General features: G+C 35.5%; 12 protein-coding genes. 10 read left to right on the forward strand and 2 right to left on the reverse strand.

The genetic code is table 11. From position 1 onward, the window contains the following. Positions 1-488 precede the first annotated feature (488 nt). Positions 489-1,172 carry a hypothetical protein gene (locus FCL54_RS14770; protein WP_138127508.1) on the forward strand — a complete coding sequence of 228 codons (684 nt, stop codon included), beginning with the start codon at positions 489-491 and terminating at the stop codon, positions 1,170-1,172. Positions 1,173-1,702: 530 nt separating this feature from the next. Here the strand turns inward: FCL54_RS14770 and ytfJ are convergent. After that, positions 1,703-2,140, reverse strand: a complete 438-nt coding sequence (gene ytfJ, locus FCL54_RS14775) for a GerW family sporulation protein (RefSeq protein WP_138127509.1) — start codon at positions 2,138-2,140, stop codon at positions 1,703-1,705. Positions 2,141-2,378: 238 nt separating this feature from the next. Between ytfJ and FCL54_RS14780 the strand changes: the two genes are divergently transcribed. Next, positions 2,379-3,614 (forward strand): DNA cytosine methyltransferase, encoded by a 1,236-nt coding sequence (locus FCL54_RS14780; RefSeq protein ID WP_138127510.1) that lies wholly within the window; start codon positions 2,379-2,381, stop codon positions 3,612-3,614. A 76-nt stretch (positions 3,615-3,690) separates the two neighbouring features. After that, a complete protein-coding gene (locus FCL54_RS14785; RefSeq protein WP_210238530.1) occupies positions 3,691-4,461 on the forward strand; it encodes a PDDEXK family nuclease in 771 nt (256 codons plus the stop codon). A gap of 299 nt (positions 4,462-4,760) precedes the next feature. Here FCL54_RS14785 and FCL54_RS14790 read toward each other — a convergent pair whose 3' ends face one another. Continuing rightward, positions 4,761-5,180 (reverse strand): very short patch repair endonuclease, encoded by a 420-nt coding sequence (locus tag FCL54_RS14790; protein WP_138127511.1) that lies wholly within the window; start codon positions 5,178-5,180, stop codon positions 4,761-4,763. 1,279 nt (positions 5,181-6,459) lie between these two features. Here FCL54_RS14790 and FCL54_RS24630 point away from each other — a divergent pair. From FCL54_RS24630 to FCL54_RS14820, 7 genes are all read left to right on the forward strand, one after another. Beyond that, the gene (locus tag FCL54_RS24630) at positions 6,460-6,594 is read left to right on the forward strand and encodes a nucleoside triphosphate pyrophosphohydrolase family protein (protein WP_281281380.1); all 135 of its coding nucleotides are present in this window, start codon (positions 6,460-6,462) and stop codon (positions 6,592-6,594) included. Positions 6,595-6,632: 38 nt separating this feature from the next. Next, on the forward strand, positions 6,633-7,619 hold the full coding sequence (locus FCL54_RS14800; protein ID WP_138127512.1) for an HNH endonuclease: 987 nt from the start codon (positions 6,633-6,635) through the stop codon (positions 7,617-7,619). A 222-nt stretch (positions 7,620-7,841) separates the two neighbouring features. Further along, positions 7,842-11,567: a sigma factor-like helix-turn-helix DNA-binding protein gene (locus FCL54_RS14805; RefSeq protein WP_210238531.1), complete on the forward strand. Its 3,726-nt coding sequence runs from the start codon at positions 7,842-7,844 to the stop codon at positions 11,565-11,567. Positions 11,568-11,576: 9 nt separating this feature from the next. Beyond that, a complete protein-coding gene (locus FCL54_RS14810) occupies positions 11,577-13,607 on the forward strand; it encodes a DEAD/DEAH box helicase family protein (protein WP_138127513.1) in 2,031 nt (676 codons plus the stop codon). Continuing rightward, the gene (locus FCL54_RS24075; RefSeq protein WP_171016864.1) at positions 13,604-13,774 is read left to right on the forward strand and encodes a hypothetical protein; all 171 of its coding nucleotides are present in this window, start codon (positions 13,604-13,606) and stop codon (positions 13,772-13,774) included. Before FCL54_RS14810 ends, FCL54_RS24075 begins: the two co-directional genes overlap by 4 nt. Then, positions 13,774-15,801, forward strand: coding sequence for an AAA family ATPase (locus FCL54_RS14815; protein ID WP_138127514.1), 2,028 nt, complete (start codon positions 13,774-13,776; stop codon positions 15,799-15,801). Before FCL54_RS24075 ends, FCL54_RS14815 begins: the two co-directional genes overlap by 1 nt. 5 nt (positions 15,802-15,806) lie before the next feature. Continuing rightward, positions 15,807-16,259 carry a hypothetical protein gene (locus tag FCL54_RS14820; RefSeq protein WP_138127515.1) on the forward strand — a complete coding sequence of 151 codons (453 nt, stop codon included), beginning with the start codon at positions 15,807-15,809 and terminating at the stop codon, positions 16,257-16,259. Positions 16,260-16,321: the final 62 nt, after the last annotated feature.

Consider the following 16,321-nt stretch of genomic DNA (forward strand, 5'->3'; position numbering starts at 1 on the left):
GAGTATTTAAGGATAACTTTTGAAAAAAGGAAAGATCCAATATTTTTCGTGCGGCACTTCACCTGTCCCTATGTCCCTAAGTTTTACGGATGAAAAGGAAACAATGTAAGGAATTCAGAAGCTAGGTACCGTTATAAAATCAGTTTGTTGAATATATTGGGCAGAGGGTGAGTAAGTACCTCCCGTGGTTTTAAAAATCGTGGCGGAGCAAATGGACCTAGCATCCGTTTGCTCGAAAAAAGGACTGGAAGTAGAACAGTTACAAAGCTTTTTTAAATAGTTACGACTATTGTGTACGGTCAAAGCGGAACAGGTTTGGCTGTCTGTTTTTTGTGGGCTTTGTAGGTCCTGAGGGGTAGGAAAATAGCGAGCAAGAAAAAGGCTTTTTCAAATGTTAAAAGGGTTAATATTTACAATAATTTGAAAAAATACACTTTTCACCCTATTTCGGGTATAATTTAAAACATAAATAGAAAGGAGGGGTATTTTTGTTAACTAACAATGAGTTAATGCAATTGGAAAAAAAGTATTTTAATATTATTAGTGAAATGATTGAAACGCACCTTGGAGAAATACTAGGACAAATTTACAGTCATAGAAACTTAGTAAGGACTGCAGTACCTGGAACCAGGTCGAATGTTTTTGAGAAGAAGGTTGAAAATGTCCTTGAATCAATAATTAGTAGACAGTTGGGATGGTATGTCTCTTCGACAACTATGTCCTCAGATAGTTGTTATGAATGTGGAGATGCTATAATACATATCGATGCAAAAACGAGAACAACTGCTACTAGATCAGATACGGATGCTCGATACAATAAAATTACAGTTGAGAAAAATGAAACATCTTATGATGCAACTACTACATTAACTCAAGGTGCAGGAACATGGGATGCAAATTTGGAACACTACGTAACGCATAATATTACAGGTAGAGTTCCAAATTTAACTTACTTCTTTGTAATGGATTACGATGAACACGATGATATTGAGAGGTTAGCTTTTGTTTGTATACCACATGGACAATTTCAACCTACATTCACAAATGCTATATTGGGTGCAGGTAGGACGATTGATGGTGGTGTGAGAAGTAACATTCGTTTCCTTATTAACGATATTATTGCTCATCCTGACCATAATTGGAGAGAAAAGGTATGCTTTTTAAGAAGGTAGTTAAAATTTTTTATCTAGAGTAGAATAATAACACTACAAAGAGGCACAGTTTGGTGCTTCTTTGTGTTTTAACAAATTTATTCAGTATTCCTCTTCTATGTTGAAAGATACATGTAGAATCTTTTGTATTATCTACATGCCTAATGGAGAGTTAGAAAGTCACCATAAAGGAAGAGGTTTTTCTAGTGAATGATATATTGAAAAACTAGGTTTGCATTTGCTAGCCAATTTCGAGCTGTCAGAACAATAAGGAAAAAGAATAAGAGTTGTACACTATAAAAATTTATGAATTAAAGATTTAAAGGTCAATTAAATTTTTTAAAGAATTTATGTTAATCAGGATTGCAAATTTGATTGAGTTTAAATATGTAATAAGAAGTTTGAGTTTGAAGGTTAAGGAATAAAGGATTCTCATTAGTTAGTTTTAGTATAGAGAAAAGTAATCAAACTTTTAGCAAAGTGATAAATCCCCTTTGCTAAAAATTTTGGCTTTGTTTATTCGTTTCTGTTTCTTCTTGTTGTTTCCGAGGCTAAATTGAATGCCGGCCCCGTTGTTTGTTCTCATTATTACTTGATTGTTGAATTATTTGTTGTATTTTATCTATTGCTTGAGGAGCAAGATCAAGCAACTTTTCAAACAGATGTGTATTGTTATCTAAGTGAATTGTTCTCACTTCTTTGGGACTCACAATTAAAAATGCAATAGGGGTTATGGAAACACCTCCTCCACTTCCTCCGCCGAATGGGAGTTGTTTATTCCATTCCTTTTGGTCATTCTGGGAACCTTTCCCTGTTACAGTAAAGTCGGATCCTCCTGCTGCAAAACCAAAACCTACCTTTGAGACCGTCATAATAACACTTCCATCTGGTGTTTCGACCGGATCTCCAATAATTGTATTAACATCAATCATTTCTTTCAAATTTTCCATTGCTGATTGCATTAAACCTTCAATTGGGTGTTCTGGCATGTGTTTTTCCCTCCACTAGAACTGGTCTTACTTTTATAGTGCCCGTTATTTCATAATTAATGCATAGGTTTTATTGCAGACTTTGAGGGGAAAAAAAGGTATAATTTAATATAAGAAAATATTGAATACAGAACTAATGTTCGTGTATAATTTAATTATAAACTTGACTACTTGGGAAGAGACGGGTTAATATTTTATATTGGATTTTTACATATTACAAAATGGGTGGTAGGTAGATATGAAGAAATTAAAAGTCGTTTCTTTATTTGCTGGAGCAGGCGGAATGGATAAAGGTTTTGTAGATGCCGGTTTTGATATTGTTTGGGCAAATGATATAGATAAAGATGCAGTAGAAACATATAAAGTTAACATAGGAGATCATATTAAACAAAAAGACATTTCAAAGGTTGATAATGAAGAAATTCCTGATGATATTGACGTAATAATTGGTGGTTTTCCTTGCCAAGGATTTTCTGTGGCTAATACTAAGCGAAACATGAAAGATAAAAGGAATTTTTTGTATAAAGAAATGTTAAGAATAATAGAAGACAAAAAACCGAAATTCTTCTTAGCTGAAAATGTTAAAGGTATTCTCTCTATGGAGAAAGGTAGAGTCATAGAGATGATAGAGAATGATTTTAATGAGCTTGGTTATGAAGTGAAAGTTAAGTTGCTAAATGCTGCTGATTTTGGTGTTCCTCAGGCAAGAGAAAGAGTGTTTATAATGGGAAATAACGTTGATAAAGAAAATGTTTTTCCGGAAGAAACTCATGCTGATCTTCTAAAAGCAAATCCTATCGAGGAGTTGTTTTTAGAAGGAAAACAACAGTATGTAACAACTGAGGAAGCTATCGGACATTTAAGTGATGTTAAATTAAGAGATTTGCCATTTAAGCATCACGGTGAAACAATTCAAAATCACATAGCATATACCAATGTGAGCGAAAAGTTCTTTGCTAGAAAGTATAAGGTTGATCAAGCTGATATATGCGATTACCTTAAAGAGTGGAGAAAGAAAGCTGGTATCTCAGTTAAAAAAATTGATGAATTGTTCGGTTATAGACATACTGCGGGACATTGGTTTAGAAAGGATAATAATTCCGGCTCAATTCCTAAACCAGAGGATTGGTGGGGGTTAAAAGAGTTACTAGGATTTGATGATAAGTATGACAAGCAAGTAACGGAGTTTGTAGAGAAAGAGATAGTGTTCGAACAATCACTAAGAATAACAAACTGGGACCGTCCAAGTGACACAATTACAGCAACAGGACCAGAAATTCACGTGAATAAGAAAAGAAGGCTCTCAGTAAGGGAATGCGCTATTCTGCAAACCTTCCCTAATGATTATATTTTCCAAGGGAGTTTAAACAGCCAATATAGGCAAGTTGGAAATGCGGTTCCCGTTTTATTGGCAAAAAAGATAGCGGAGTGTATTAAAACTCAAATTCACAGGGCTGAGTTAGTAACAAAATAACCACTATATGGTATAATATGGATTGTGGTAAATTAAGGCCTTATAAGGCCTTAATTTTTTAAAGGAGAGATTTAACTTGATTGAAATTGATACTGAAAAATTAAATGAGCTTAGAAAAGTTGAATTTTGGGAAAATGAATATTTAGAATCTATATTTTATTCTTTAAGTCTTGACCGTCAAAAAATGTTAGAAGGTTTTAGCACAAAGGAAGAGATAAAGGAAGATTGGGAAGAATACTTAGGAGACCAAACTTCATCATTTGCAACAGGTTCTGAAAGAATCTTCTACTGGCTATTTAATCAATTTGGCAAGCCTAACTCTTCTCCAGTTGGATCCGACATGTTTTTTGAAACTTATAACGCATATGTTCACATAGACATTAAAACAGTAACGCTATCTAATATAGGCGATTTCAGAAGAAATATTTTTGTTGGTGACAATCAAAATAGTTATATGGGCAATATTAATGTTAGAGGGAAAGAACCACGTCCTTATAAAGGACATTTGCCAACATATTATACAAAGTCAAATGGAAAAAAGAAAATTTGCTTAACATATTTTATTACTATTTTATACGATGAAACTAATTTAGACTTGCAGACTATTTTAATCATGTGTATGCCTAATGGATTGCTTAATAAAGTTTACGGTGACAAAATTATTAGTCCAGGGAAAAACCCGGGTAAAATTAGATTTAATTATACAAGTTGTCCATATTTTGAACTTTTAGACGAGAGAGCTTCTAGAATAAAGGTTCTATTGTGGAAAGAAGAAAACATGGAAGAAAGCGTTGAAAAAAAATTATCTTTTATAAAGGAGTTATATGAAAGGCAAGACAAATCATAATGCTGTTATTATATCATCAAATCACAAATGCTGTTATTAAATTATATGTAACTGAGAAATTAAATTGGGACCCAATAATATAATAAAATTGAGATTACTTTAGAAGCCTTACGTGACAATGGTGTTGGTAAAAGCTAGCGAAAAGCATCATTAATATATAGATAGAAGTACATCAAATTAAATCTGACATACTTATATATAAAATATAACTCATTTGGTAAAACGTATATTTTTCCACTCTTTATAAAATAACTTTATAGGCTTACATATATATAATAAGAACGAAAAAGACCAGAAAATCACTGGTCTTTCTTGCTGTTTCTAATAAACAGTAAAAGGTCATTAATTGTGCCATTAAAGTCATCTTTTAATTCATGTTCCCAAATTCTTTTAACATGCCATCCATTTTTGAGATAATACTCATTTACTTCCTGATCTCTTTTCTTGTTTCTGTTGAATTTTTGTTCCCAATATTCAATATTTGACTTTGGTAATTTATAGTGGTAAGGGCATGCATGCCAAAAACATGAGTCAATGAATATTACAACTTTGTATTTCTTAATAGAAATATCAGGCTTTCCAACAAGGTTTTTTGTGTTTTTTCTAAACCTAATCCCTTTTTTCCATAATGCCTTCGAAACTTCATCCTCTAAATGCGAACGAGATTTGATCGATTGCATTATTTTTCTACGTGTTTCTTTAGAAACTTTATCAACCATCTAATCTCCTCCTAAAAAGTCTTTAGTAATTATTATACCCTACTTTTAGGTAATAAATCTTAGAAGTCAATTGCGAAGGCATTTAAAATTAATAGACGTAAATACGATCAAAAGAAGAGAATAGGATTGAGAAGAACAGTTGATTAGTTTTGTTAAGAATACTAAACAACTCAAATTGTTCTGTTCCAGAATCCTTACTAAATAGTTTATTAAGATTTACAGAGAAAAGAAATAAAATTCCTCATAGCAAATTTTTATACGAAGAGGAAGGGTTACAACATGAACTAATATGTGAAAAAATTAGTAGTTTATTAGAAGCAACCTTGAAATATAAGTTTGTTTTTACTTTTGTTAAAATAGAAAATATATGATTTTTATTTAAAAGGAAATAAAACTATGGCAACAAACTTCCAGAAATAATAGAAAAGACAGGTAAATCATTCAATACTAGAACTTTAACTAATGAAAAATATCAAACAGAGTTAAAAACCGAGCTTAAAGAAGAATTTGAAGAATATTTAATTTCTGAAAATGATAGTAATTCTGTAGAAGAACTAGCTGGTATTTTGGAGAGAGTTAACCCCTTAACATCAGTACATAATTCTTCAGTTAATGAACTAGAAGAGATAAGAAAAAAGAAAAGGCTGAAAAACGCGGATGATTTCAAGATAAGATTTTCTTGATTGATGTTGAAGATGAGTAAAATTAGCTTAGTCACGGAACTACTCATTGATCATCTCATTCCTGAGTTGAAGAATGCAGACTCTATCTATATCGTTACTTTTTTTGTAATGAAATCTGGATATTCTTGCTCCTTACTTAAAGGAAGCGGTGAATTGTGGAGCTGAGGTGAAAGTTTGTTCAGGAGACTACCTTTTTATTACACAACCAGAAGCGCTACAAAAGTTACTAACTATTTCAGATATTGAAGTGCATGTGGAGGAGCAATGGAAAGGCTTTTCATCCTAAAGCCTATAGCTTTGAACCCAAATATAATAGATAGGGAAGGAAGGTTTTGGTTGTTTTGTGGAATATATCAAGATTGGCTCTGACTTTAGGGGGAGAGTGGAGTGTATGAGCAGATGAATCAACAGACATTGAATACCGCAGTTACCAATATGATCAGTGCCTGTCACTCGTCGAAATCAGTAAGTCACATGCATCTTGTTTCATATTACATTAAGAGGAATCCCGTTGCCTGCATACAAATAGGTCTGGATAGAATACCGGATATCATCGAATCAAAGAATACCGTGATGCAGAAACAAGGGAAGAGGCCTTGGAAGAGCGGACTGTTTTGATGGAGATCTTTTATGTATTTGTCAAGTCTCATGGAACTACTCTTGAAGATGTAGAAGAGATCCTTCGTATGAAAGCAGAGAAACGTGGCGCTTTTGATGAGAAATATTCTTGATTGAGGTAGAGGATTAATATAGAAAAGGAAGGGTTTACATGAGCCACAAGTTAAAAGTAGGAGAGCTCAAAGAGGATTACTTAACGGATGAAGAAATCTGGAGGATCTTCACAATCGTCTTATCAAGTAAGTCAGTGAAGTCATCTACCTACAAGTATGCCTTAATTAAAGCTCTTATTGAAAACTTATATCAGATTAACGAGCACTTTGAAGTACGTTATGACCAGCTCGCCTACACATTTACAAAGATATATTGGAATTTAATAGTTCACCACAACTTAATGAATCAAAACAGGGGAAAAAGAGCCCGGGTGGTGACGATAATTAAGAATGAACAAGTCAAGCATTCAATTCCGTCACAGATGATATTCGATAAGCTGCCGGACTCACTGCAGTTGAAACTGCTCAGTAAAGTGAGAACGACCATGAGGGAAAATGTCTTTGGTGCCTTATATGGAGATACAAGAGGATTCTTTTATGCCTTCGATCATAAAACAGAAATACTTAGATTTAACCCTGCTGTTCATACCTTTATGTTGAACTATCAGAGGCTGATCATACAATTAACGAATTATCACATGTCAGCAATGATAGAAGATCTGAATGAAGTCCCAAGCATCAACTACTTGCTTGGAAAGGTAGAGAGTATTGCAAAGCGTTCCTCCCTTAAGCCGTTTGAGAAGATTCTTTTATCTCGTTTTGAAGCACGCTGCTTCTACTGCAATAAGGAACTCGCAGGTATGAAGAGAGTAATTCATATAGATCACTTTATTCCCTGGTCTTTCGTTCAGTCAGATAACATTTGGAATCTGGTCTTGGCATGCAGCAAGTGTAATAGTTCAAAAAGTGATAAACTGCCGGAAAGGGATTTCCTTGAAGGAATCAAAGAACGCAACATTCAATTGTATGTTCATGGTGACGATCGGCAGCTTGATAAACTAATGGAAAACTATAAACCTAGAAAAATAGAGCTGCTTTATGACTATTCTATTAAAAATGGTTTTGATACCATATGGACTCCATAAGTGTGAGCTATTAAATAAATAGAATTTTTTTTGTACGAAGAAGAGAAGCCTTCTCTTCTTCGTTTCTTAATATACAAACCCAATCAAAATTTTGCAAAGGGATAGGAATATACTAATATAGCAAACAATAAGTAATCAGTTATCTCCATTTTTGCATCTGTAGATCAATTAACCAAAATATAGTAAAATATTTAACAGGAATGTAATAAACGGAGTGATTATATGAAAGATTACATACTATTCCCTGATAATATAAGTGAAATTACAGAATTACATAGCAATAATATTGATACCTTAATTAAAAATGGCAGAGTAGAAAAAAATAAAGTTTCTTTAGATTATTTGCGTACACTTTACGTGAAAGACCGGGAACTTTTTCTGAAATTGAAAGATGAGCTTTTATTACGGTGCTTTTCGTTTCATACAGAAAAGCCTAACAGTTTGTTGCCAAATTATTCTCCCACCATTACAAGTTATATTTTAGCCGATAATAATGAGGGAAATTATAAAAATGTGGATTATTCTCGATTTGGGTTGTCTGGTTTTGTACAAAGATTTAATGTGCAAAGTGATCTGTTTTTTCATAAGCTTCCGTTAAGTGGCTTCAAAACACTTAATGGAAATATAGATACTACCCAGCTGGAGAAAGAGTTTATAAATGCTGGTTTCAATCTGAATAACACGGAAAGCAACAAAAGCCAAACGGCTATCTCTTCCGAAAATACTTCTACTACAAAAGAAAACTCTAAGGCTTTGCTTTCGAAAATTAATTGTTTTTTCAGGCATACGCCTATACATTTTGTTTTTAGTGAGAATGATTTTTCTTTATTTAAGGAGTTCTATGATAAGAGGGGGTTAGTCAATCTTATTGAAATAACGAATGAGATAATAGAAGAGTTCGGAAATTCCGATGGAGTAGATTCAGGGAAGATCCAGGATGTCCAGCAGAAATATTTTGAATTGTTACATTTGGAATTGGAAGAGCTCTTGGAGCGTTTTCCCAGTGTATATTTTGGTTCGAGTCTTCAGGAAAGTGGGCAGGATCTGAAATTAATAGAGGATCTTTTTAAGGGAAATAAATTTAGCCGCTTTCTCGAGTTTTGCAAGAAAAATTCGATTAATACTATTGATGACATTGAGCAGTCTCATTTAAATACTTTTGCTGGAAGCCCGGGTATCGGGAAGAAGAAAGTGGCGGATGTGTTTGACATGCTCCTTGAAGCAGTTAAGTCTAATACTCTTTATGGCCGTGAAGATCAAGTATCGGCTTCAAATTGTTCTGTGGATATGGTGTTTGAGGAAAATAAATATAATAGCTTTCGGCGCTTTTGCCATAAGAAAGGTATCAATTATATAGGTGAAATCACTGAAGAGAATCTGGAGGAGTATTCTAATTCCAAAGGGGTGGGAAGAGGAAGGCTGAATGTAGTAAAAGAAAGATTAGAAGAATATTCAGCATTACCTGAGCCAAGTCCTGACGCTAAACTGTATAATTCGGTTCTTCCAATATCAGACGTAATTATAGAGAATAAATATGCTTTATTCAGAAGGTTTTGTGAAGCAAAAAATATTACTAGATTAAATGAAATAACCCTGGACCACCTGGAGGAATTCTCCAGAACTCCAGGAGTGGGCAAGAAGAAGTTTGAGGATATCAAAACAATTCTAAAGAATAATTCATCAGAAAACCCTATTACAAATGTTGTAGAGTTTCAGAGCAGCCAATTGTTTGAATACCTAAAGGATTATAAAGTAAGGGATTTAATGGTTGCATTTAAGGTGGAGGGTGAGATACATAGCCCCCTTACGCTGAATGAAATAGAAGGTAAGAAGATAGAGGATGTTAATGAGTACTTACCGACTGAAATGTTAATGGAATTGAAAAGTAAATTGAAGAAAGCGAAACATCCAAGCATTCTTGCTGAGGACGTTCAATCTACTTTACAGGAGAACCAGTATAGAATTCTTCACTATCGGTACGGCGATAAATTAACATTGGAAGAAACTGGCCAATATTTCAATGTAACAAGAGAAAGGGTTAGGCAAATTGCCAAGAAAGCAGAAAAAAAAGTGTATTGGTACCTTGCCCAACACTATTTCTATGCAGTATCATCACTCCTTTCCACCACAAAAACATTTATTACAAGAGAAGAACTACTTAATTTATTAGGATCTGGTAATGAATATTTAATTGAAATTCTAAAAGATGGAACTGGCAGCTTAACCTACACTGAAATGTTGGATGTATTCTTTTTTACACATGCCAAGAAGATTAACTTTGAAGCAATCGATGAATTTATTGCTGACCTTCCAGCTGTCTTTTATTTCAGTGAGTTCGAATCTTCTCTGGAAGAAGTTCTGGAATCACTCGGTATTCAAGAGCCTGATTTGCCAATGATTACAGCTCTTCTCCAATATTTCGGTTTTAAAAGTTATGGGCAATTTTATTCCAGGAAAAATTTAACAGTCCTTGATGTATTAGAGATTCTGTTCTCTAATTTTCTCACAAAACCACTTCGCATAGATGAAGAAGGATTTGTGCATCTTCAGCATTTAGCAAACAAGTATTTGAACTATCGGTTTGATTGTTCTCTACGTGCATTAGATGCACGATTGAGATACTCTAACAAGATTATATTGACTGATAGCTCTACATTCATGTGGTTTGATGATGAAAGCTTTAATCAATCCTTGGTATCAGAAATTGGTAGTTATTTGTCAGAACGCTTTAAAAATACCGATGTAGTGAATATTGAAGAGGTATTTACCCACTTCAAGAAAAAGCTGGAGGAACTGGGTATTGAAACCAAACTGCACTTGTACTCCATCATCAAATATTACTTGGATGAAGAATATACGATTGGTAAAGGAAACACTCTGAATATCTTCCCGACTGACTCTGACAAGCTAAATATTGAGGACAGTTTATTAAGAGCTATAGAGGAATTTGGCGGGTACTGTGGTAAAAGCGAGTTAATGGAAAAACTCCGCTGGCAGCAATACAAAATTGATCTTGGTATTTCAAACTCCAACAAAATGATGTCTTGGGGAACCAATAAAGTTATCACCTTTGAAAGGCTGGGAATAACTCCAGAAGAGAAATCCCTCTTAATAGAACTTACTGAAAGAAGCATGGCCCAAGCTGGATACATAACAATGGGTGCACTGCTGAAAGAAATGAAATTTAATCCTCAATTATCTCCTTTAGTGAACTCAAAAGGAATAGATGATTCAGGAAAACTTGCTGCAGTGTTAAAAGTTCTAATGCCGGAGTTAAAAGGACATTCAAACTTTTTGTATAATGACGGATGCGAGTTTACAAGCTTTGAAGAAGTGATAATTGATCATTTTGACAGGGAAACAACGAGACAAGAACTACAGGATTTTGCTGTGGAGAATGGATACAAGCCTGTCATGGCTGCAACTTTGCTGAAAAGGCTGCTGAATCAGCGCGCGTTTATTGAAATTGACATGGGGGTTCTCTATCCTGCCACAAAAATAAATGTAACCGAGTCGATTGTAACTGAACTTGTCGATTTTGTTGAACAAGCAAGAGCAGGGAAGGAATATGTCTCATTAAGCAAGCTGAAAGGATACAAGCGAAGACTTCCGAGTATTGGACTAAGGTGGAATGCACACCTCATGAAAAGTATTCTTGTTGAACATGGATACCGCCAGATAACGAAGATTATGAGTGATTATCGCTATGATAAAATCGTGTTGGTAAAGAAGGAAAGTCCAATTACTTCCTTTGAGGAATTAGTCCATTTTATTTTGAAAAATGAATATGAAGGAAACATGCACGAGAGAAACGTTTATGACTTCCTTGTGGAGAGAGGGATTGTAAGAGAACAGGACAGCCCTTCAAGCAAGGTTCTTCCACATGAATTAAAGAACATAGATAATCTTGTAAATGTCGATAATCTTGGAATTGTTTCATTAAGGTAGGCGTTATTCATGTCTTTATATGACTTAAATCTTAAATATAAATACCGGTCTGACAATGACCAGATACATAGGGATTTTTATGAGAAATGCCTACAGGAATCTGTTCACTACGACCGTGCAGTTGGTTACTTCACCAGCAGCAGCTTAAGTGTGATTGCCAAAGGGCTGGAGGAGTTCATTGAAAGGGAAGGTACTATCAGAATGATAGCTAACCCATATCTGACCGTGGAAGATGTAGAAGCCATTCGCTTAGGCTACCAAGCTAAGACTGACGTAGTTTCACAGGCTCTCCTGCGACAGATAGAGATGAGCGAAAAAACCATTCGAGAAGATGCGTTGAACACTTTAGCTTGGCTGATATATCAGGGTAAGCTCGACATAAAAATTGCTTTCACAAAAAATAACAGCTTATATCATGAAAAGTTTGGAATCTTCTATGATAAAGACGGTAATCGTGTCGCTTTCTCCGGCTCAGCCAATGAGACAGTCGGTGGAATCCTGAATAACTTTGAAAAAATTGATGTGTTCTGGCGGGGAAGTGACCAGGAACGGATAGAGGACATGGTTGTCGACTTTGAAAATCTCTGGTCTGACAATACCAATGGGTTATCTGTCATTGAGATCCCAAACATTGTTAAGGAGAAGATTGCCGGATATAAAAAGGAGGGCGCAAAAATCAAATTGCCAGGTAAAGTGATTAAACCCCGTCCATATCAGCAGGAAGCGATTGACGCTGTAGTAAATAATAACTGGCATGGCATCTTGGAAATGGCAACTGGTACTGGTAAAACTATTACAAGTCTGCTTATATCCAATGAATTTTTCAAACAAAGAGGTAGGATTTTTCTAGTGATTATCGTTCCTTTCACACATCTGGTTGGCCAATGGGAGAGAAATTGTCAAGAGCTAAATTACAAAAAATTCACTCATTGTTTTGGAGCAAAAAAATCCTGGGTGAACAAGCTTCAAACAGATGTACGAGATTTCAACCTGGGTCTAATCGAAAAGCATGTTGCTATCACGACCTATAAAACAGCTGCCTCTCCAGAGTTTAATAATTTGATAGAAAAGTTGAGAGGAAAGAGCTTTCTCATCGCGGACGAATGTCACTATTTTGGTGTGAAGAGCCTGCGAGAGAACAAGTTAGCTGAAATGGAAGCCAAACTAGGGCTTTCTGCAACACCAGAACGGTGGTGGGATGAGGAAGGAACCAATTTCATAGAAGAGTTTTTTGGACCACCTGTCTATGAATATGATATGAAAGAAGCCATTGAAAATGGAGCTCTTACTGAATATATTTATAATCCTTTAATTGTAGACTTGACAGATGAAGAAGTTGAAGGTTATGAAAAGCTTACAAAGAGGCTGATTCATTTATACAGTGATGAAAAAACAAATAAAGAAGAGATCAGCGAAGTCAACCGGAAAAGAAGTCTACTTATCAGTAAAGCTGAAAGCAAAAAAGAGGCACTTTTCCGGATCTTTGACCAAAAAGAGAGAGAAGAGGTTTCGCACACACTTGTGTATTGCGCACCTGGGGAAGTTGATTTGATCACCAGTAACCTTGCAAACTTGGGATACCGTGTTCACCGGTTTAATTCAGAGGTTCCAATGAAAGAAAGAGCGAAAATTCTTGAATCGTTTGACTTAGGATCTATCCAGATACTGGTTGCTATAAAATGTCTGGACGAGGGCGTGGATGTACCAAGCACGAAGGTAGCATACTTTCTGGCGAGCACTTCCAACCCCCGTGAATTTGTCCAGAGAAGAGGGCGGATTCTACGTAAGTATCCGAACAAAAATCTGGCTCAAATATATGACTTTGTTGTGCTTCCTGAAAATGTAAATGATCAAATGTTTAAATCAATTGCATCTAAGGAGCTCCCACGGTTTGCAGAATTTTCACGCTTTGCAATTAATAACTTTAATGCCAGAGATGTTGTAGGCAAAGAGCTTAAAAGATATTCCTTGGATTACCTAATGGACAAGCTGCCGTGGGAAGTATACAGAGAGTTTAAGAAGATGGAGGTATATGAATGAAAATCAATCAGGATCTAAATAAGATAATAGAAGAGTTTCCACGCGAACTCTCATACCTAGCTGAACTATTAATGAAAGAATTGGAATCTGGTACAAAATCCAATACACAGATTGAGGCACTCATCCGTGATGAAATCAGGGAGATTGTATTAGAGGAGGAAGAATAATGAAGTTGCTCAAAATATCTCTCAAGAATTTTAGACAGTTTTATGGTAACCAGACCATTGAATTTTCTTACGATGATAAAAACATCACAATTATTTTTGGTGAAAACGGGAAGGGAAAAACCGGAATCTTCCGCGCTCTTATGTTTGGCTTATATGGGAGCACTCACATACAACAGGATAATCCTAAAGAACGAATTCACCTTGTTAACTTTATTGCCCTTGAAGAAAATGCAAACATGCCTGTTGAAGCTAGAGTAAAGGTTGAAATTGAATACTTTGGTAAAAAGTATGAATTAAATAGAGCGGTAATGGGACTTAAAACAGGAGAGTCGATCGAAGAGCGAATCCAAGAAGTATCCTTAAACGTTACGGATGAATCAGGAAACTACAGTGCTGACGGAATTACAGATCCAGCGGAAGTTTCTCGCATTATGAATGGCATTCTAGATGAAAGCATTAAGGACTTTTTCCTTTTTGATGCTGAGAAGATCGAAACACTGGCCAAAAGTGATGCAAAAGTAAGAGAGGAAGTAAAGAAAGGGATAGTAAAGCTTCTTCAAATCGACAAGCTGGAAAATGCGATTGGCATTTTGAAGAAATTGCAGAACTCGGAAAAGAGAAGAGTTCTGGATGGATCTCAAAGCCTTGACTTAAACCGCAAGCAAAATGAAATCGATGACCTTAAGAAGGACATCGAAAATACAGAAGAAAAAATAACGTATAAAGAAAACAATAAGGTTTCCTGTGCAAGTGAAATCGAAGACATTGAAAGCAGGCTTGCTGAAAATGAAGATGTAAGAAAAATCCAGGAAAAGCATGCGGCAGCAGTAGAAAAGAAAAACATACAAATCAGACTGGCTAAGAGTAAAAAGGACGAAATCAAGAATGCCTTGTCTGCAAATGGATTCAATATTCTTATGAAAGATAATTATCCGTCTGTTAAAACATACCTTGATCAGATTTTGGTTGATCAAAAGGACCTTATTCCTATTGAAGTGATTGAAAAATCTCTTCGTGAAAATAAATGTGCATGCTGTAACAATGACTTAGGCCTGCACATGGAAAACCTGCAGTATGTAGAACAGCTGAAAAACAACTACAAACGTTCTGAACTGACTCCTTTAATCTCTTTAATTTCATCAGGTATACATGACTTCACTCTCGAAGAAGAGGAAGTTAAGAACGGTATGAACCAGAAGCTTGCTGATTTCAGGGAAATTAAAGAAGGAATTGAGACAATTAACAAGCAGCTGCAGCAATATGAAACTGAGATTGCGGACAAAGCTCAGGAACAGGAAAACCTGAAACAGCTTGAGGCAACGTTAAAGGATAAAAAGACCATGCTGCATCAGTTGGGAGTTGAAATTGAGAGCCTGAAGAATCAACTTTCCCAAAAAGAAAAGGATCTACTGGCTAAAGAGAAAGAGTTCAGCCGCCTGCTTCGTGAAAACGAAAGCCTGCGCATCGACTCTAAGGTTCTTCAGTACATCGAAGATCTTAAAGATAAATTTGCAACAGTATTCAATGAATACAGTGACGAAATGAGAACCAAGCTCACAAAGGAAACGACAGCAATCTTCAAAGAGCTTATTGATCGGAAAGATAAAGAGCTTATTAACAGAATTGACATCAATGATAAATACGAAATTAAGGTACTAGGCTGGGATGGAGTCGACATTACCCAGGATATCTCACAAGGGCAGCGCCAGGTTGTTGCACTTTCCTTTATCACTTCACTGGCAAAAGTAGCAGCAGGAGGATCTTCGGATATCAACTTCCCGTTGTTTATGGATACACCATTCGGAAGGATCAGTGGAAATAACAGGGATCACTTGATTGACAATATCCCTGGATTAACATCTCAGTGGATTCTGCTATTAACAGATACTGAGCTATCTAAAACAGAAGAAATGAGATTCAAGGCCACAAATAAATTAGGAAAATGGTACAAACTTGACCAAATCTCAAACGGCCATTCCAAAATCGTACCAATGAATATAAACGAAGCAATGGCAACAAGGGGGTAAAAATCATGGACTTTTTAATGGATCAAGCCTTACTATATACAAGTAAAAAGTACGAAGAGATCTACATTCTCTTCAAAGACAAATATGAAATAAAGTACCAAGAGTTGTTCTTACTCTGTGCAAGCCTAGGCTTTAAAAAGAACAGAGAGATCAAATTCAGCGGTCACGGAAGAGAATTTCGTACCAACTACCTGACCACCAGACAAAAAGCCACAGCTTACTCTATCATCCTGAGTGATATGGAAATTGGAAAAAACATCGAAGCCTTCGAAGACAGTGAATTTCGTTTAAAAGCCAGAAAGAAACTAGAAGCATACGCTGAAGGCGGAATGGAAATCCTTGTTGAAGAGGTCTTCGGACATCGTTGGGATGGAAACCGTTTAGATCCTTCTTACGGTGAGTATGAGGTGGATGTTTTAAGTCATATTTATGGGGATGCTATTGAAGTACCATTCTAGATAAAATAGACTAGTTTTTTATTAAAACTAACCTCAAAGAAATTTAGTCCTTTTTTGGTAAT

Source organism: Exobacillus caeni (assembly GCF_005747095.1).
Lineage (GTDB): Bacteria > Bacillota > Bacilli > Bacillales > Guptibacillaceae > Exobacillus > Exobacillus caeni.